20 protein-coding genes are annotated in these 19,412 nt (G+C 47.7%); all 20 read right to left on the minus strand.

The window, feature by feature from the left end; all coding sequences use genetic code 11:
• Positions 1-142: 142 nt before the first annotated feature.
• The 20 genes from ACT3IB_RS04745 to ACT3IB_RS04840 all read right to left on the minus strand — a co-directional run bounded on the left by ACT3IB_RS04745 (position 143) and on the right by ACT3IB_RS04840 (position 19,398).
• Positions 143-1,492, minus strand: coding sequence for an APC family permease (locus ACT3IB_RS04745; protein ID WP_142715557.1), 1,350 nt, complete (start codon positions 1,490-1,492; stop codon positions 143-145).
• A gap of 60 nt (positions 1,493-1,552) precedes the next feature.
• Positions 1,553-1,852 (minus strand): DUF5676 family membrane protein, encoded by a 300-nt coding sequence (locus tag ACT3IB_RS04750; protein WP_491537876.1) that lies wholly within the window; start codon positions 1,850-1,852, stop codon positions 1,553-1,555.
• Positions 1,853-1,866: 14 nt separating this feature from the next.
• A complete protein-coding gene (locus tag ACT3IB_RS04755) occupies positions 1,867-2,055 on the minus strand; it encodes a hypothetical protein (protein ID WP_265767935.1) in 189 nt (62 codons plus the stop codon).
• A 15-nt stretch (positions 2,056-2,070) separates the two neighbouring features.
• Positions 2,071-2,286: an SHOCT domain-containing protein gene (locus tag ACT3IB_RS04760; protein WP_265767934.1), complete on the minus strand. Its 216-nt coding sequence runs from the start codon at positions 2,284-2,286 to the stop codon at positions 2,071-2,073.
• A gap of 2 nt (positions 2,287-2,288) precedes the next feature.
• A complete protein-coding gene (locus ACT3IB_RS04765; RefSeq protein WP_491537877.1) occupies positions 2,289-2,759 on the minus strand; it encodes a hypothetical protein in 471 nt (156 codons plus the stop codon).
• Between the two features lie 44 nt (positions 2,760-2,803).
• Complete coding sequence (locus ACT3IB_RS04770) at positions 2,804-3,190, minus strand: DUF302 domain-containing protein (RefSeq protein WP_491537878.1); 387 nt, start codon at positions 3,188-3,190, stop codon at positions 2,804-2,806.
• Positions 3,191-3,284: 94 nt separating this feature from the next.
• Complete coding sequence (locus ACT3IB_RS04775; protein WP_491537879.1) at positions 3,285-3,629, minus strand: P-II family nitrogen regulator; 345 nt, start codon at positions 3,627-3,629, stop codon at positions 3,285-3,287.
• Positions 3,630-3,639: 10 nt separating this feature from the next.
• A complete protein-coding gene (locus ACT3IB_RS04780) occupies positions 3,640-5,706 on the minus strand; it encodes a heavy metal translocating P-type ATPase (RefSeq protein WP_491537880.1) in 2,067 nt (688 codons plus the stop codon).
• A gap of 211 nt (positions 5,707-5,917) precedes the next feature.
• On the minus strand, positions 5,918-7,717 hold the full coding sequence (locus ACT3IB_RS04785; protein WP_095606396.1) for a protein-disulfide reductase DsbD family protein: 1,800 nt from the start codon (positions 7,715-7,717) through the stop codon (positions 5,918-5,920).
• A gap of 28 nt (positions 7,718-7,745) precedes the next feature.
• Complete coding sequence (locus ACT3IB_RS04790; RefSeq protein ID WP_095606395.1) at positions 7,746-8,327, minus strand: TlpA disulfide reductase family protein; 582 nt, start codon at positions 8,325-8,327, stop codon at positions 7,746-7,748.
• A gap of 84 nt (positions 8,328-8,411) precedes the next feature.
• Entirely contained in the window at positions 8,412-8,699 is a 288-nt protein-coding gene (locus ACT3IB_RS04795; RefSeq protein ID WP_095606394.1) for a hypothetical protein, read from the minus strand.
• An 8-nt stretch (positions 8,700-8,707) separates the two neighbouring features.
• A complete protein-coding gene (locus ACT3IB_RS04800; protein ID WP_491537881.1) occupies positions 8,708-9,208 on the minus strand; it encodes a DUF411 domain-containing protein in 501 nt (166 codons plus the stop codon).
• Between the two features lie 135 nt (positions 9,209-9,343).
• Entirely contained in the window at positions 9,344-9,679 is a 336-nt protein-coding gene (locus tag ACT3IB_RS04805; protein WP_141239907.1) for a hypothetical protein, read from the minus strand.
• A 380-nt stretch (positions 9,680-10,059) separates the two neighbouring features.
• Positions 10,060-11,997: a heavy metal translocating P-type ATPase gene (locus ACT3IB_RS04810; protein ID WP_255233366.1), complete on the minus strand. Its 1,938-nt coding sequence runs from the start codon at positions 11,995-11,997 to the stop codon at positions 10,060-10,062.
• 6 nt (positions 11,998-12,003) lie between these two features.
• Entirely contained in the window at positions 12,004-12,372 is a 369-nt protein-coding gene (locus tag ACT3IB_RS04815) for a SpoIIAA family protein (RefSeq protein ID WP_095606391.1), read from the minus strand.
• 199 nt (positions 12,373-12,571) lie between these two features.
• Complete coding sequence (locus tag ACT3IB_RS04820) at positions 12,572-13,138, minus strand: helix-turn-helix domain-containing protein (RefSeq protein ID WP_491537882.1); 567 nt, start codon at positions 13,136-13,138, stop codon at positions 12,572-12,574.
• 81 nt (positions 13,139-13,219) lie between these two features.
• The gene (locus tag ACT3IB_RS04825; protein ID WP_095606389.1) at positions 13,220-13,540 is read right to left on the minus strand and encodes a P-II family nitrogen regulator; all 321 of its coding nucleotides are present in this window, start codon (positions 13,538-13,540) and stop codon (positions 13,220-13,222) included.
• Between the two features lie 57 nt (positions 13,541-13,597).
• Positions 13,598-16,702, minus strand: coding sequence for an efflux RND transporter permease subunit (locus ACT3IB_RS04830; RefSeq protein ID WP_095606388.1), 3,105 nt, complete (start codon positions 16,700-16,702; stop codon positions 13,598-13,600).
• A gap of 39 nt (positions 16,703-16,741) precedes the next feature.
• Positions 16,742-18,001, minus strand: a complete 1,260-nt coding sequence (locus ACT3IB_RS04835; protein WP_095606447.1) for an efflux RND transporter periplasmic adaptor subunit — start codon at positions 17,999-18,001, stop codon at positions 16,742-16,744.
• 29 nt (positions 18,002-18,030) lie between these two features.
• Positions 18,031-19,398 carry a TolC family protein gene (locus tag ACT3IB_RS04840; RefSeq protein WP_491537883.1) on the minus strand — a complete coding sequence of 456 codons (1,368 nt, stop codon included), beginning with the start codon at positions 19,396-19,398 and terminating at the stop codon, positions 18,031-18,033.
• Positions 19,399-19,412: the final 14 nt, after the last annotated feature.

Below are 19,412 nucleotides of genomic sequence, written 5' to 3' on the forward strand. Positions count from 1 at the left end.
TTCTAATTATTTTGGCAGTACACAGAATAGGCTTGACTCATCAGGCAGGTTGTAGCCTGTGCCAGGTGAGGTGTTCGTACAGGCTGGACCAGTACATGCCAAAGGTAAAGGCAAAAAGCCATTCCTCCAGCGAAATTTCGGTTTATATCTTCCCTTTCATCTCTTCCTCATCCATTCCCATATCCATTTTTCCTTCACTGTCGGTATGCGATATCATAAAAAGACGCTCGGCCAGGATAATAAGTAGAATCCCTGCCAAAGCTACCCCAAGAACAAAGGGATCCGTCAGGTATTTGATATAAATAAAAGCCCCAAGTACGGCAACATCCATAATTATGGCTATAACCGGCACAGCGGGATGGAAATCAATTTTCTCCCTCAGGTGCCGCAGCAGGCCCCAGTGTATAGCAATGTCCATCGTCAGATAAAAGATAGCCCCAATAGAAGCAATGCGGGTTAAATCAAATAAAATAGTCAAACCCATGGCCAAAGCCACCGTAAAAATAAGGGCCGGATTTTGGAATCTCCCCGCCTTTAGCCTGGGCACTTGTTTCATATTGCTTAGCATTCCCAATAGTCGGGAGGCTGAAAAAACGCTGGCTATTACACCGGATACGGTAGCCACTATGGCAAGTAAAATGGTTAGCCATGTGCCCCATTCTCCAAAAATCGGTCGTGCAGCCTCCGCAAGTGCGTAATCTTTTGCAGCAATGATTTCAGGGATGCTCAATCCTGCCGATACGGACAGTGCTAAAACGATATAGATCAGCGTGCATAGCAGGATTGAAATAATAATAGACCGCCCCATATTTCGATGCGGATCCTGAATATCATCCCCTTGATTGGTGATCGTCGTAAAGCCTTTATACGCAAGAATCGAGAGGGCCAGCGCAGCAATAAAACTTAAACCTGCCGGCAACGACTGGCTATTTTTTGAAACAAAGTTACCAGTAATATCCGGAAACCCTGCTATGGCTAAACCCGCAATAGCAAGCAGTGCGATGCCTGCAACCTTAATAATAGCCGTGACGGTTGCCGTTGCACCAATAACTTTGTTGCCCATTACATTAACGATAAAGGCCAGGGCCAGAAGGCCTACACCCAACGCCGAAGCATAGCCGGCGTATGCTTCGGGAAACAGCCGCAGCGTGTAGGCGCCAAAGGTGCCGGCCACCAGACTCTCGGCAACAACCATTGATACATACATCAGCAGCGAAAGGGTGCCCGCCGCCGTGCCGGGCTGATATGCTTTTGTCAAAAATTTAGCCACTCCCCCGGAGGAAGGATAGGCATTGGAGAATTTAACGTATGAATACGAACTGAAGCCCACAACCACAGCTCCTATTAAAAAGGTTACCGGAAACAAATCACCGACCAGCTCAGCAATTTGTCCCATAAGTACAAAGATACCGGCTCCTATCATTACTCCCGTGCCCAATGATACAGAACCTGTTAAAGACAGCTTTTGATTCTCTATGTTTATTTTTTTCATTGTGGAGTAACGATTTAACGAAGTTAAGCCAAATAAGGCTTTACGCCTGCATGTACTGTATTAAAAATAATTTTGAGTGGTATCTTCTCCTTTTGAATAAGAGATATTATATATAGCCGCGATCAATGCACCGACCAGCCAACCCAGAATAAAGGTTTGTATGAGGCCAAACAGTGCATCCAATGGCGGTACACTCATGCGAATTATGGGTTCTACATCAAGCCCGTGCAATAGGCTATTAAAGAAGAAGATGGTTCCTTCTCTTCCAACTGAAACCATCAGGATAATACAGCCGATATATAGAACAGCGCCAGTAGTGCCAACGGCCATTCCCAATTTTTTTATGCTTAGCGTTTCCATAGTGACCTCCGTATTTAATGTTGATGATCTTGATGTTTGGATCCTTTTCGGTGGTGCCCAATCATCAGGATGTGGCAGGCAAACATTGCTACGACAAATAGAAAGATGGTTATATTACTGCTCAGCCCCAGCATTGGGGCGAAAAACAGAAGCAGAAGTGGAACACCACAACCAATAATCATCCAAAGGGTATGCTTGCTCATTTTTATGTGATATGGTTAGTTGTTGGTAAGTGAACTTTTGAGCCTGTTGAACTCTTCTTTCGATATCTCACCGGTTTGAAATCGTCTACGGTGAACTTCGACGGCTGCATTTCTGATTTCAAGCCGGTGCTTGCCACGTAAGGCCAGATACCAGATTAGAAGAAAAACCCCGGCTAATAAAATCCATAGTACCGGGGCCCAATGCGTATTTAGAGCGTTTAGCCAGTCCATGATTAGTTGTGATGTTGTTGATGGTTACTGCCTTTCATGCCATCTTTTTTGTTCATCATTCCCTGGTCGCCCATCATCTGCATACATTTCATATGCATCTTCATCATGGATGATTCGCCCATCATCTCCATCATTTTGGAGTGATTCATTTCGCCATCTTCCATCATAGATTGCATCATCTCCATATGTTTCTGCATGCGCTCTTTCATTTCAGGATCGTTCATCATTTTCTCCATATTATCCATCATGGCTGAGTGATCCATATCTTCGGAATTCATCATATGCTGCATCATTTTCTTGCGCATTTCGGGATTCTGAGCCATGTGCTCCATCATCATAGTGCGCATGGTGGAATCTTGCATCATTTTCTGCATCTGCTGTTTTTTCTTTTGCATATCGTTGTTCTGCTGTTGGGCAAAACCTAAACTAGTGATAAGGAAAAGTGCTGATAGTATAAGTGTTAAGCGTTTCATAGTAGTCACCTTTAATTTGGATTAAATTTCAGTTTAATTTCTTGTTATAGGTTGCTGATTACCTTTTCTAACCTCTTTCGGACCTCGTCAGCAATAGGCTGAAGTCCATCATTGGATACAGCTTGCATCGAAGCCACCGGGTTTACAGCGGAAACTTCTACCGTGCCATCTTCATTTTCTTCTACAATGACATTACAGGGTAGCATCACGCCAATTTTGTCTTCCGCCTGCAGCGCCTTGTGGGCAAAGTTTGGATTGCAGGCTCCCAGGATTTTATACTTTTTAAAATCTACATCCAGCTTCTTTTTCAGGGTATCCTTGACGTCGATTTCCGTCAACACGCCAAATCCCTCTTCTTTGAGTAGGCCGGTTACTTTTTCGATGGCCTGATCATAGGAGAGATCGACTTTCTGTGATGTGAAATATTCCATAGTATTTTTGGTCTTTTAAGATTCAATAGGTTTTGATGTTCTGCTTTAACATACAACAACCTCCCTTAAAGCAACCTTAAAGCGTGGAGTTTAATTAATTGAGTATTTGAGGCCCCTGTTTTCCATCTCGTATTCGGGTTGCCTCCTCAATTTCCGTGACAAAGATGATACCGTCTCCTTTGTGACCCGTTTTTCCATGCTTCTTAATAATGTCGATGACTGCAGCTACATCGTCTGATTCCACTGCAATTTCAATCTTTGCCACATGCGTATGCATGGCCGGGAAATTTAGGGATCCGTGCTGATCATTAGGGTCACTAAATCGACCTGTGCCTTCACCTTCGAAAACAGTCATGCAGCAATGCCCTTCTTTGCGGAGTGCTGTGTAAACATCTTCCAGTAGCATGGGTCGGATGTATGCTTTGACTAATTTCATCATAACCTCGGATTTAGCGTTCTATTTTAAGGAACCGTGCATTAATAGCCACGATTACGGTACTGAGTGACATGAGCACAGCGCCAAGGGCGGGGCTCAGAATAATGCCATAAGTGTATAACACACCTGCAGCCAACGGTATCGCAAAGGCGTTGTATCCCGTAGCCCACCACAAGTTCTGCACCATTTTCTTGTAGGTCGCTTTTGCAAGCGCAATTAGTGAAGCTACATCCTTGGGATTACTTTGGGTGAGGATGATATCACCGGTTTCTACCGCCACATCTGAGCCAGCTCCAATGGCAATACCGACATCAGCCTGCGCCAGGGCCGGCGCATCGTTCACACCGTCACCGGTCATGGCCACTTTGAGTCCGCGCTGTTGCACTTCTTTTATTTTAGCAGCTTTTTCTTCGGGCAATACTTCGGCAAAGAAATCATCCAGTCCGAGCTCATTGGCTACATAGGCGGCGGTTTGCCGGTTATCGCCGGTGAGCATGATACACTGAATACCCATATCATGGAGGCTTTGAATAGCCTCGCGGGAATCTTCCCGGATACTATCGCCAAGGGCGATTGCCCCCTGAAGTTGATCATCAATAATCACGAACACCACCGTTTTACCCTGTTCTGAAAGCTGCTCATACTGTTCTGTTGGATGGTCAATGTTATGTTCACGCAGGTAGCCGGGGCTTACCACTTTGACCTGTTTGCCATCCACGCGACCTTCAATTCCTTTTCCTGTGATGGAGTTAAACTCCTCTACTTTCATTAACCCGTCTGTGGCTTTTACGATGCCCCGGGCAATAGGATGTTCTGAATTCTGCTCCAGCGAGCCGGCAAGGCTCAAGAGTTGTTCCTTATCGTCGAAGCCATTGAATGTCAGGACATCGGTTACGCCAAACTCACCATGGGTAAGTGTTCCCGTTTTATCGAAGATTATGGCGCCAAGGTTACGGGCTTCTTCAAAAGCGGTGCGGTTACGGATCAGGAATCCATTTTGAGCAGCTAGGCTGGTGGAAACGGCTACGACCAGTGGTACGGCCAGTCCCAGCGCATGCGGACAGGCAATCACCATTACGGTAACCGTACGTTCCAGGGCGAATACAAAATTTTCGGTGGTAAAGAAGGTCCACGCAAAGAAGGTAAGCGCACCGGCCCCTAACGCAATAATGGTCAGCCAGAATGCAGCGCGATTGGCCAAATCCTGTGTTCGGGACTTGCTTTCTTGTGCCTGTCGTACAAGGTCAATGACCTGGGAGAGAAAGGAGTCCTCACCCGTCCGGTTAACTTCAATCGTAAGAGATCCTTCTCCATTGATAGATCCCCCGATGACTTCATCGTCTTTTTGTTTGGACACGGGCTTAGATTCTCCTGTCATCAGTGATTCATTAACTGATGACTTACCGTCAATAACCATTCCATCGGCCGGAATCTTTTCGCCGGGTTTTACCAACACTTTATATCCCTTTTGCAATTCTTCAAGTGGGACGTCTTTGGTGGAACCGTCTTCTTGAATTACGTGCGCTTCCGACGGCATCAATTTTGCCAGTTCCTCAAGGGCTCGGGAAGCGCTCATTACGGATTTCATCTCGATATAATGACCGATCAGCATGATATCCACCAGCGTAGCCAGCTCCCAGAAGAAAACCTGTCCTTCTACCGCAAAGACTACGAGAGTGCTATATACGTAAGCGGCCGTAATGGCAACACCGATCAGGGTCATCATTCCGGGCTGGCGATCACTTACCTCGTCGTAGAGGCCCTTCAAAAATGGCCACCCACCATAAAAGAACACGATGCTAGAAAGGATGAATGAGATATAGGTATCACCGGTAAACTGGAGGGTATCTCCTAATCCCAAGAACCCCTGAATCATGTGAGAAAGAATCAGGATAGGAATGGTTAGGGCAATGGATATCCAAAAACGCTTCAGAAAATCCTCGGCCATGTGGGCGTGGTGTTCAGCATGCCCACCGGAGTGCTTGTGTTCTCTATGATTTTCGTGGTTATGTTCATGGTCGTGATGCTGATTGCCACTGTGATTATGATCGTGCTTCATGTCTTGGTGAGAATGTTCCATAATACCATCCTTAAGCTATTTATTGTGGTAACCCATAGATTATGGGCCTTGGTTTTCAGGTATTATAGGAAGAAGAGGCTTAAATTAAGCTTAAAAAGCTTAATTTTTATTTCTAAAAAATGGTAATCCCCAACACAACTAATTTGTGTTGAGCATTCCTGATGAATACGTACACGAGCTGATTGCTGCGACAGGATGAGATTGGGTTGAATCATTCTGGTATTCGTTTCAGAAATTCTTTAGCTCCTACAAATCCAACCACTCGTGACTCTTTGATTTCTATTCCGTTTTTATTCAGAAATATGATCGTGGGTACGCCAGCCACGCCAAACTTTTTGCGTATTGCTTCAGCTTCGGGGGATTCATAATCGGTGAGGTCGACTTTTATCGTTCGGTAGGATTGCAGTGCAGAGATAACTTCTTCATTGGTAAACGTGATCCGATCCAACTCCAGGCATGGCACGCACCAGTCAGCATAAAAATCGAGTACTACGGGTGTTCCTGCCTGGGCCGCTTTTTCCAGTTTATCGGGATGATATGATTCCCATTGAACTGTTGGTTTTGTCAGATTCATAGTGAATAGAACACCACCAATTATACCGGCAACACCCACTATTCGTTTAACGCGGTTAAATGTTTTAAGGTTTTGTCCGGAGGATTCCATAAATCCGAGGTAGATGCCACCCAGGATAAGTGTCGGGGGGAGGATATACAGTACGTATTGAGGAAACCAGGCCAGAGCAAGGAAAAACAGGGCAGCGCCGATCAAAACTACTCCAAATACCTTTTTGACCCACACCATCCATTCCCCGGATTTCGGAAGTTTGGACAGTAGACTGCTGAAGGTACCGAGGACGAGATACGGAAGCCCAAGACCGAATGCCATCACAAAGAAGGTAAAAAAGCCAAACAATGGGTTACCTTGGGCACCTACAAATGTCAGCAGGGCGATTACTGGTGGTCCGATGCAGGGGGCTGCAAAAATACCTACCATTACCCCAGAAAGAAAAAGACCTACAGGCCCTACAGACCGTTGGGATCCACCCAGCTTTTGCAATACCCATTGTGGTGGCTGCAACTCATAAAGTCCGAACATACTCAATGCCATAGCCAGCAGAATTCCCCCCACTGCAGCCAAAACGACTGAACTTTGTAGCCAGCTTCCAAACAGACTGCCCGTGTAGGCAGCCGCTACCCCCAGTACGCTGTACATAAAGACAATGCCCAATATGTAAATTAAAGCCTTTGTAAAAGACTGATATGCACTTATTTGTTGATCAGCACGTCCGCCAAACAGCGACACGGTGACCGAGAGCATGGGATACACACAAGGGGTTAGATTAAGCGCCAGTCCAATCAGGAAAATACTTAAGAATGCCCAGACAGCCCCGCGTTCACTGAACATAGTGGCAATGGAATTGTCAGGCAACAACGTTGAAGAATTGCCGGCTGTCGATGTTTGCCCATAGTCCTCAAATAGATCTTGATTGATGGATTTGTATCCGGTATTGGCTGCGGCCACTTCAACAGGAATGGAAATATCAAGGGTTGATGGTGGCAGACAAGAGTTATCATTGCATGCCTGAACGCGCAGGGTGCCTGTTATGGTGTACGATCCGGGGGATATATCGGGGGTAGTAGTGAGCGTAAAAAATATTGGGGCATTGCCCTGATATACATCGATAGGCTCATCGGCAAAGGCAAAGGTGAATCGTTCCGAATCGGGATATTGTATTCCGCTCATACTGAACCCCGAAAGAGAATCAAGGCTCAGCTCAGTACCGATCAAATAATCGAGCGTGGGTTTTTGCGCATTGACGTGCCAGGTATCATCGATATTCATTTCTACTGCCACAGCCATAGAGTCTCCAGCTGGGATTACATTTTGCGAGAGTTTGACTTCGGTGGATACTTTCCCGGTACTACCCACAGGCTGGGCTTGGAGCAGGGGACCAATACTGGATAGAAGAAAAGTGAAAAGTAGTGGAACGAGATTTTTTTGAATGTTCATAGGTGGTAGGGGCAATTGGGGATTAGGATTACCTTTCTTCTGCCAGAAGCTCTTTCAAACGGGGTTCAAGTTCTTTATTGGTCAGTGCTCCCACGGCAAAGTATCGGAGATTACCCTTCCGGCCGATAATATAGGTCGTCGGGATGCCCATCGTAGGACCGTATTTTTCCATAACGGTACCGTCGGTGTCGATGTACATCGGATAGGTAACGTTATACTCTTCCATAAACGGACGCACTACCGATTCGCCCTGTTCGTCAACTGAGACACCGAGCGTGACATATCCCTGGTCTTTGTATTTTTCGTATAAGGCAACAAGATCAGGAGTCTCTTCCCGGCATGGTGCACACCAGGTAGCCCAGATATTCATCAGTACGACTTTTCCTTTTTGATCGGAGAGGCGAAACGGTTCTCCACTCAGGAGCGTGATCTCGAAATCCGTGGCGGGGGCTTCTTTTTTAGCCTCATGTAACGGGGCGGAAGCAGGATCAAGGTGTTCCACTTTCTTGGCAGTGGCACTTCCCATACCCTGTTGTTCTGTAGTTTCGTTCTGTTCCGCTCCACAAGCTGTGAAAGCAATCAACAACATTGAATAGATAAAGTATTTCATAGTGTAAGCAGTTTTCGGTTGAACAATTTATTACCCCAATATTTCTATAGTGAAGGGGAGAATAAGCAGTTTAAGTTGTCGACCTCAAGGTTTTTGGGCTGCCGAATCGGCTTGCTGAGATTCCCATTTATCCTTTCGGACGATTTGACCGGTTGGCGTAATTATCTCTCTGGGTCCCGGCTCCTCCATGGGAAATTTGTTGATGCCCACTCCTGAATCTCGGTTTTCAGGGACGTAATGATTGTGTGAGCCGTGATTTACGGCTGTGTACGGTTTGGGATTAAAAAAGCCCAGTGAATCTGCCAGGGCAAAGCCTGCAGCAATGAGCACTCCCAGTATAAACAGGTATTTGTATTTGTTTTTAGATGTCATAGCGTCATTTATGGTTTAATCTTTCCAAAATAGGCGACTTGGTCGGGCCCATTAAAAAAGTATACGTCAACTGGTCCGGGCTCTTCCGCCATACCCGGGGATTGAGCCGGCATGCCGGGCACGGTAATACCCTTGGCGTTGGGTTGTTTTTTAAGCAGTTCCCGAACTGCTTTGGCCGGGACATGCCCTTCTACGATATATCCCCTGACAACTGCCGTATGGCAGGCACTGAGTTTATCCGGAACACCTTTTTGTTTCTTAACGGAGGCAAGCGTATCTGTCGGCTGCTCGGTCACTGAAAATCCGTTTTCCTCCATGTAGGTGGCCCACTTGGAGCAACACTTGCAGTTCGGATTTTTGTACATCGTCACATTGATCGGTTTGGGTTGTGCAAGGGCTACATCATCTGTTGTATTGGTTTTATCTTGTTTTCCCTGGGAGCAGCCAATAATGCCGATAAACAGGACGAGAACTGCCAAGAAATATGATCGTGTAATTTTGTATTTCATTTTTAAAGGATATAGAGTTATTGAATTAAAAATCAGTGAGGTGGATTGGATACTATTTGGTTAGGAGCTAAGGCTATGTAATTAGATGCGAGGATATGGAAAGCCCTCCTAATAGTATCGCTTAGAGAAGAGTTGCTAATTCAGAAAAGTGCTGTTTATCAAGAAGATGGGAGGAGTAGAATAAGATAACGAATTATCCAGCGGAAGGTTTATGAATAGTCCGTTACCCTGAATGTGATGGGAAACTGTTTGGATCGGCCCGATAGCTTCAGTAAACAATTTTTCTACGGGCAACAGGCTCGTCAGGTCAATAAAGGAATGGGAGAAAGCTTGCTGGCAAACTTCCCTGAAGGTGCAACTGTCTATCTGATCTTTGTTTGTGGAACTGTCCGTATTTTCTGCGTTAATCTTCGGGCAGCATTCTACAGACTCATTAGAAACATTAGCCACAACTTGTGGCGTGCTCGCCATTTGACAGAACAGGTTGACCGCATGAAGTGCGGAAGGCAAAACTATATTTGCTGCCAAGGTAATCAGCAGGAACAATATAGCATGTCGGTATTTCCTGATGTTTGCTGTCAATAGGTTACGTTAGTTGTAAAATAGCTACAAGAAGATAAGAAACTAGGTGGCCATAATAAATTGAGGGAACACCAAACCTGTTTGCTATGGATTAGTTCAGGAGAGAATTTCAGAATAAAGTTTCTAAGATGGTCTATTCAGTTTAATACTAAGCGTAGTTGGTCTCTAACATCGATTGATCAAATACATAAGTAATAAATAGATGGAGTAAAGATCTTAGCAAGATAATATAGTACTTTTTGTAGTACCGAGACCTAATGACTAAATTCTTAGATTTCACAACAAGCGTTAGCTTGCTCTTCTACTTGACTTGTAGAATCGCTTTTAGCAGTAAGGCTAAATCCCTTATCGGAGTACTTATTCTGGATGCGGATGGCGTTGCCGATAGCAATAAGGGCTACACCAACATCAGCAAATATAGCTTCCCACATGGTAGCCATTCCTAGGGTAGCCAGGACCATCACCAGGACTTTAATCCCCAACGCAAAACCGATGTTTTGCCATACGATGCGATGCGTAAAGTTTGCGATCTCAATAGCCATTGGTATCTTGGATGGCTGATCGGTTTGAATAACCACATCGGCCGTTTCAACGGTCGCATCCGATCCAATACCGCCCATGGCTATCCCGATGTCGGCCAGTGTAATGACTGGAGCATCATTGACCCCATCTCCAATAAATCCTACTGTTTTGGATGGGCTTAGCGCTTGCTCGACGTGTCGATATTTTTCGTCAGGTAACAGGCTTCCATACGCATGATCCAACCCCAGCTTTCGAGATACATGGTCGACCACTTCTTGGTTATCTCCGGACAGCATCACGATTTCGTTGACACCATGTTTTCGAAGGTCCTCAATAGCTTGCTTGCTATCCTCCTTGATCTGGTCGGCAATGCTGATGGTACCAACATGTATGCCATCCTCGGCCACATGTACATAGGTATAAGGATCATCAACATCGGTGGAAGAAATGCTGATACCCTCCTGTTTTAATAGGTCACTGTTTCCGACGACAACAGTTTTCCCGTTGACGCTGCCTTTTAATCCTTTGCCGGAAATTTCCTGCTGATTTTCTACGGGGTGCAGCTGTTGCCCATTGGTGCGGTTGAGGATCGCTTTTGCTATCGGATGAGTGGAGTCCTGTTCCAGGGAAGCGGCCAGTCTAAGCAATTCTTCCTGGCTATATCCATTCACGGGATGGATATAGCGAACCTCAAAGCTGCCTTCGGTCATCGTGCCCGTTTTGTCCATGAACAGGGTTTTCATCTTTCGCAGCTGATCAAGGAAATCCGAACCTTTAAGCAGAATGCCGTTTCGGGAGGCTGCCCCGATACCACCGAAATAACCGAGGGGAATGGAAATAACTAATCCACATGGGCAAGAGACAACGAGGAAAATAAGGGCTCGGTAAAACCAATCCTGAAAGACATAGTTTTCAACCACAAAATACGGGACGAATGTAAGAGCTACCGCCAGCCAAACGACGATGGGGGTATAGATACTGGCAAACCTCGTCATAAACCGTTGCGTCGGGGCTTTTCGCTTGGAAGCTTCCTGGACCATCGTTAAAATGTTGGATAGCTTTGTATCCTCATAGCCGCTGGTTACTTTAATGCGGACCGGTCGGTCCTGGTTGATTGAACCGGCCCATACCTCTTCACCCGATTCCCGACTCATGGGTTTTGATTCACCGGTCAGGGCTGCGGTATTAAAGGAAGCCTTTTCGGTAAGGAGCTCGCCATCAAGTGGTACTTTTTCGCCGGGTTTTACCTGGATGATTTCACCTGTTTCAATCTTGGAGGGATGGACGCTTTCCGTTGTCCCATTGCGCTCTACCGTAGCCGTGTCCGGTTGTTGATCTATCAGGCTCTTAATGGATTGCTTTGCCCGGTTCACCGCTCCATCCTGGGCGTATTCGCCTACCATGTAGAAGAGCATGACGGCTACCCCTTCAGCATATTCGCCAATGGCAAAAGCACCAACAGTGGCAATGCCCATCAGCAAGAACTCACTGAATATGGTGCCGCTTTTTATAGACTTGAACGCTTTCATCCACACCGGTCCGCCGACAACAATATATGAAAGTCCATATAGTGGCAAATACACATAGGCCTGACTGGAAAACGAAAACGCGTGTTCAACAATCAAGGCCGCTGCTAAAAACAGGGCGCTGGCAATGGCCTCTTTATATTTTTTTATAAATGTCATGATTATTCAGTTGTGATTTTGTTTGAGCCATTCCCACGCACTCTCGGCTTGATCAATGGGAAAGAATTGCATCTCTTCCTTGGTGATGGGATCGACGAGCTTCGTACCCCACTCTTGCCATTTTTTATCTCCCACTACCGCAATTCGATCAAAATATCCAATGTATTCGGCATCAAGCTGCAAGTCTTTCCAAAATGCTGCGGTATCCTGCCATCCCCCAAAATCTTCCAGTATCATGATTAAATGGGGGTCATCAGATGCAGTTGCAAACTTGTTTAAAGCCGGTTCTAGGTCATCCAAGTCTTCTTTTGAAAGCTTGCCGGATGCCTTGATGGCAAGAATATCGTCATTAGTATGAGCATTTACTTCAATCATAGCATGAAATTGTTTTCTTCGACTTCAAATTCTACTTCCAAGATAACTGCCGGTCGCAAAGAGTGCTTGCATCTTTATGTGAATCTTGTGCAAAATTATGCGGACAATGAGTTTGGGACAGCGGGTTTTAAGGTGTCATGCGGACAGCAGGCCCGACAGTGGTTTGAGCAGAAGCGGATCCTGTTAACAGCAATGTTGCTCATAGCCGATCAATTGAATTTCGTTTGTTCTCTTTGATCTCTTTGAAATGCGACGGCGACAACCCGGTTTCTTTTTTGAACTGCCGGGAGAAATGTTGCTGGCTGCTATAGTCAAGTTCCAGAGCAATCTGGCCAAGCGTCTTTTCATCATAAACGATGAGTTCTTTGGCCCGTTCAATTTTCTGTAGTATAAAGTAACGCTCGATAGACTTGCCTTCGACTCCCGAAAACAGGCGACTAAGGTGTTGATAGTCTTTGTGGATGTTCTCAGAGAGATAATCCGACAGGTTCTTTTCTAATGGTTCTTCTGACCGAACTTGCTGAATAATGAGCTGCTTAATCTGTTCTACAGTACGGCTATTTTCATCATCGATGATGTCAAAGCCATTATTGCGAATAATGGATACCAATCGCTCATAATCTTTTTCGGTAACAGTTTCGGATAGGTAAAGTTCGCCGAGTTCAATCTTTTGGACCTCGAAGTCGGCATCGGTGAGTTTTTCCTGCAGAACTTCAGCACAATGGCTGCACACCATGTTTTTAATATGAAAATGTTTGTGATCCATAACTTAAAAGGTATGATAATTTGAGAAAACTGTCACTGCGGTCAAGCAGTGACAGTCTCGGGGATAGTGATGGGACGTTGGTTATCGTATGACATCGTCATCGGTTTCCCCGGTTCGGATTCGTACAGCTTTTTCTACGTTGGATACAAATATCTTTCCGTCTCCGTAGTTTCCAGTGTGCCCCTTTTCAACGATCACCGAAATTATTTCATCAACTCTATTTGTGGGTACGACAGTTTCTAGCTTAATGCGTTGGACTAGTTGAGCCGCTTCTTTTTCTTGGGCATGTCCCCAGCCGCGCACGTCACTGAGCGTGATGCCGGGGGCATCCTCAAGATTTTCAAGGGCGTCAATAACATAATCGATCATGTTGGTTCGAATAAAAGCTTTGATCTCTTTCATAATAATCTTGGTTTAGACTTGGCCAGTTTCAAAAACTGGCCAAGTTGTATTAGAAATTTACAGTTCGGCGTGGGTGACTGGTTCGGCAAACCACTTGTAGATGGTCGGTAGTACCACCAGCGTAAGTAGGGTAGAGGTAAACAATCCACCTACAACCACGGCCGCCAGCGGGCGCTGCACGTTGGAGCCGATATCATTGGCTAGCAGTAGCGGCAACAGGCCCAAACCGGTGGTCAAGGCGGTCATCAGTACGGGACGCAGGCGCAGCAGCGAAGCCCGTACGACTGACTTCTCGGTGGACATGCCTTCCTCTCGCAGCTGATTGATATAGGATACAATCACCAGTCCGTTAAGCACCGCAATACCGAAGATCGCGATAAAGCCTACCGCAGCCGGTACCGACAGGTATAGCCCGGAAATCCAGAGGGCAAAGATGCCCCCGATGGTGGCAAACGGAATATTCAGGAAGATAAGTACCGCATAGCGCCAGCTTCCAAAGGTGGAAAACAGCATAAAGAAGATCAGTCCCAGGGTAATGGGAACCACCACCATCAGCCGGTTCATCGCACGCCGTTGGTTTTCAAACTGTCCGCCGTATTCGGTAAAGTACCCGGCGGGCAGATCTACTTGCTGGTCTACTTTTTGGCGAATCTCGTTGACGACGCTCCCCATATCCCGACCGCGTACGTTCAGTTGCACGTATGTACGTCGACTGGCCTTGTTGCGGGATATTTGTTTGGGACCGGTAAAGACCTCCACATCTGCGATCTGGGAGAGCGGTATTAGGGAACCTTTTGCCGTTCGAACGGGCAACTCTCGCACTTGCTCAATGCGTTTGCGTTGGTTTTCCTGCAGGCGAACGAAGATATCAAAGCGGCGAATACCCTCAAATACCTGACCGGCTACCGAGCCCCCAATACCGGTTTCTACGGTTTTCAGAAAGTCGTCGATGCTGATGCCCAGTCGTGCCAGCTGCTCGCGATCGGGTCGCACAAGGATTTGTGGTTTGCCACCCTGTTGTTGGGCACGGACATCCACGGCTCCTTCTACGCTTTTGGCAACCTCCGCAATCTCTTGGGCCTTTTGAGCCAGGGTATCGAGATCATCACCATACAAGCTGGCAACGACCTGGGCGCGAACGCCACTGAGTAGCTCATCCGTACGAAGCTGGATAGGCTGAGAAAAGTTGGAAGCCACGCCCGGCAGATCTTCCTGCAGTTTTTCAGCCATCGCCGACTGCAGCTCTTCATAGCTGCGTCCGGCTTCCCACTCATCGAGGGGTTTTAGGTTCACGACATTGAAGACCACGTTCACCGGCTCGGGATCGCCGCCTACTTCGGCACGTCCTACGCGGGAATAGATCCCTTGCACTTCGGGAAAGGTTTGCATCGACTCCTGAATACGCTTCGTGTATTCTTTGGTGGTCGGAAGGTTAGCGCCCGGTGGCAGTACAGAGCGTACTGCAAAGGTACCTTCCCGCAAGGTCGGCTGAAACTCGGTTCCCAGGAAGGGGAATACCGCCATACTTGCGGCAAACAGCACGAGAGCTCCACCAAAGACCATCTTGGGGAATTTCGTGGCTTTTTCAATCAGCGGGCGGCTGTATCCTTTCACCTTGCGGACCAACCACGGCTCTTTGTCCATCCCCTTATCCGGCAGGATGAAACTGGAAATGACCGGGATGTAAGTCAGGGCTAGAAAGATGGCTCCGCCCAGTGCAAAGGTAATGGTATAGGCCAGGGGCTTAAACATTTTACCCTCGACGCCTTCCAGCGAAAAGAGCGGGATGAATACGATAATAATAATGCTGGTCGCAAAGATCACCGGGCGTATCACTTCGCGTGCAGCTTCGCCTACCACCCGCACCAGAGATACATTTTCAGTATCCCGTTCTTCCAGCAGGCGATAGGTATTTTCCACGATCACGGTGGCACTATCCCCGATCATACCAATGCTGATCGCCAAGCCCCCCAGACTCATCAAGTTCGCCGATATGCCCATGAGGTTCATCCCAATGAAGGCAATCAAAAATGCAATGGGAACGGTGGATATAATAATAAGTGTCGAGCGAAGGTCCCCCATAAAAAAGTAGAGAATGACTAGCACTAGAATGGCCCCGATGTACAGAGCATTGCTGACTGTACCCACGGCTTTGCTGACGAGCTGTCCCTGCGAGTAAAAGGGCTTCATAACCATGCCGTCGGGCAGTGCTTTATTAATGGCATCGATCTTTTGATCCACCTGCGCCAGCAGGTCCTGCGTGTTCGTGTCAATGAGCTTTAACACAAAACCACCAACCGATTCCTCTTGATCTTTAATAAGGGTCCCCCGCTTAATCTCGGAGCCGAATTCCACCTTGGCGACATCCTTTACGTAAATGGGCGTACCATCAGAGTTCTTGACAATGATGTTTCGGATATCCTCCAGCCCCTGCTTGTCTGGCTTAATCCAGCCGTAGCCGCGGACGAGGTATTCTTCCCCACCGCGTTCCAGAAAAGAAGCACCCACATTTCGGTTGTTACTGTTGATGGCTTTTTCCAGATCCTCAAGGGTAAGTCCGCGTGAAATTAGAGCGTTCATATCGGCATTGACCTGGAACTGACGGACATCTCCGCCAAGGGAGAGCACGCCGGTAACGCCGGGTACGGTTCGCAGCTGGGGCTTTACGATCCAGTCCTGGGCCGTGCGAAGTTCCATCAGGGAATGGTCGGCGGTATCAGTGTTGGTTACTTCGTACATCATGATCGTCCCGAGTCCCGTAGTAATAGGACCCAGTTGCGGTTGTCCCAGCCCATCAGGAATGGATTCCTTTGCTTTGGAGAGTCGTTCCATGACTAATCTTCGGGCAAAATAGATGTCGGTGCCATCCTCGAAGTATATGTTTACGCGCGAAAGCCCGAAGATAGAGGTACTTTGCACGCGATCCAGCTTGGGCAGTCCATACATCGAGATTTCGATGGGGTAGCTAATTTGCGTTTCCACATCCACCGGAGAAAGACCGGGGCTGGAAGTAAAAACCTGCACCATGGTGGGCGATACGTCCGGGAAGGAGTCGATGGGAACATCCTCAAAAGAGAAGTATCCATAGACGCCAACGGCCGCCACCAGAATGAGGATCGTCAAACGATTCTTTAATACTTTGTCTATTATTTGTTGAAGCATAAGTCTGTCATTTAAGAAATTCGATGTTGCAACGAGCAGTTAATGTCCATGAGATGCGCTTCGTCCCTGAGCGGTAAGAGCGGACTTCAGGTCAAAGGCTCCGGCGATAACAGCTTGCTGGCCGGGTTTCAGGCCCGATGCAATTTCCACATAGCCCTCATTTTCACTGCCCAGCATGACCTCGACCGGTTTGTAGCTGCCATTCTCGTTGCCAGGGACAAACACCACTTGCTCACCCTCAATCGTTTGTACGGCGTCAATGGGAATCATGGCTACGTTCCGTTCTTTCCCTGTTGATATACGAGCGGTACCGAACATCCCGGCCCTCAGCTTTCGATTAGGGTTTTCAACAACTGCGCGAACCGGCATGGTGCGCGTCTGCTTTTCGAGGCTATAAGAGACCCAGTCTGTTTTTCCCTCAAAGGTTTCTCCGGGGATGCTTCGAACCGAAAGGCTTACGTTTTGTCCTTTGTCCAGATACCGGATATCCTGCTCGTAGGCATCGATCATGACCCACATTTTGGAGAGGTTCGCTACGCGGATGGGCGTCTCGCTAGGACTGATTGTTTGCCCGGGCGAAATATCTCGCTCCTGGATCACTCCGTCGAGCGGACTCGTCAGATAAAAGTGGGACAGGGGCTCATCGCTGCCCGCTTGTATATTTTCGATGTCCTTTCTTGACAACCCATAGAGGCGTAGAGCCTCAGCCGCAGAATTCAGTTCGGCTTTGGCTTCCTGGTAATTGGCCTCGGCATCCAGCAGCTCGGCTTGTGAAGATATTTCCTGATCATACAGCGACTGCTCACGTTTGTAGCGTGCCTCTTCGGCTTTGAGTCGGGCCCGAAGTCGAATATATTCGGCCTTGGCTTTCCCCAAGCCCACACTACTCATGAGGGCAATCGGCTCGTCTTTTTTGACGCGTTCTCCCAGGTCTTTTATGACTTCAACAACCTTTGCCTCAATACGGGGGCCGACTTTGGCAATTTGATCCAGATCGTATCCAACGCTGGCGGGTCGTGAAATGGTTGAGGAGGCACTTCCTTCGGACAGTGTTTCCACTTTGATGCCGAGGTTACCTTCTTGCTGCTGAGTTAGATGCACTTCACGGGCATGCTGTCCGGATTCTTCATTGTGTTGTCCAGCTTCCTCAGTATGCTGCTCGGTTTCTCCGCTGTTTTGAGATTCTTGTTGATGTTGTTCGGTTTGCGTGTGGGCTTGGGAACCTGAATTAGATCCACAGCCTGTTAAAAGACTTCCTAACAGAAGTCCGGTAAGTGTTAAGATTGTTAAATTCTTCATGGTTGGTGATTCCATATTCATTCAAAAAATTAGTTTGCAGAAATTTCAGAGAGAGGCGTGCCGATGAGGCGTTCTACTTCGGCTACGGCCCGATTGTATTCGGCCAAGGCCTGGATGTAGCGAGTACGCGTCGAAAACAGCGTGCGCTGGGCATCCAGTACTTCCAGGTAATCGAACTTACCCTGCCGGTAGCCGGTTTGGGCTGCCTCAAAAGCTGTCTTGGCGCCGGGTAATACTTGTTTTTGCAGCTGATTGACTTCGTGAGCAGCTGCATCCAGCCGGTTGTAAGCTGCTTGCAGGGCCTTGTAGGTTTGGGTGACGGCCGCTTCCCGTTGGGTCTGCACGCGACTGAGCTCATACTTCGCCGCCTTGATATTCCCCTGATTGCGATCAAAGAAGGGCAGTGGAATAGAAACGCCTACAATGGCGGCGCTGGCACCTAAATCCTCCGCACGTTTGTATCCCCCGCTCACGGTGATATCGGGAATGCCTCTAGCTTGGGCCAGTTCAAGAGCTGATTCGCGTTGCTGCAATTCGGTAGCCCACCGCGCCACATCCGGATTTCGCTGGATATAGGTTTGCACCTTGGCGTATTCGGGGATGTCAGAAGGCATGCTCAGCTCACCTTTTAACTGCTTGAACTGTGGTTGCTCGCTCCCCCAATAGGAGGCCAGTGAACTACGAGCGGACTCCCATTGGTTGCGGGCATTTTCCAGATCAATTTTTGCGCGGGAAAGCTCAACCTGTGCTTTGGTCTGAGCCAGCTTGGAGACTTTTCCGGCCTTTACTTGGGCAGAGATAGAGTTGTACAGGTTTTGGGCCACATCAACCAGATCTTTTTGCTGCTGCCACTGGCGCTGAGCTTCCAGTGCTGAGATGTAGGCTTTGGTCACGCCGGTAAGCACGTCCAGCCGTTGGGCTTCATAGTCCCATCCGGCCAGCTCTTTGGTGGCACCAGCGAATTGTTTGCGCTTGAGGCGATCAGCACCGAGCAGGATTTTCTGTCCCAATTTGACGGTCACTTCTCGGCCGCCGTAGCCTTCAAAGGGACCCGTTCCGCCAAAGTTTTCCATTTCGGCATTGAGCTGCGGATTTGGAAGCAGGGAAGCCTGAATGCGTTCGGCTTCCTTCACGCGCACCTGCCAGCCGTAGCTTTGCAGCCGGGGATTTTCGAGCAGGGCTTTGGACAGCGCATCCGAGAAGGTCAATGTATCCGAAATAGTGACCCTGGATGCGGTATCCTGTGGGTTCACATTCTGATTTAAGGCGGGAGACGTCTCATAGGTTTGGTCTCCCAGCGTGCTTTCTGAAGGTGGTTCAATAACGGTTTCTTCTGTGGCACATCCGGCAGCAAGCACGAGCATGCCGAGGGCCAGTAGTGGGTTTAATAATTTCATGTGTTTCCAGCCAA

This window comes from Fodinibius sp. GM21, assembly GCF_058386955.1.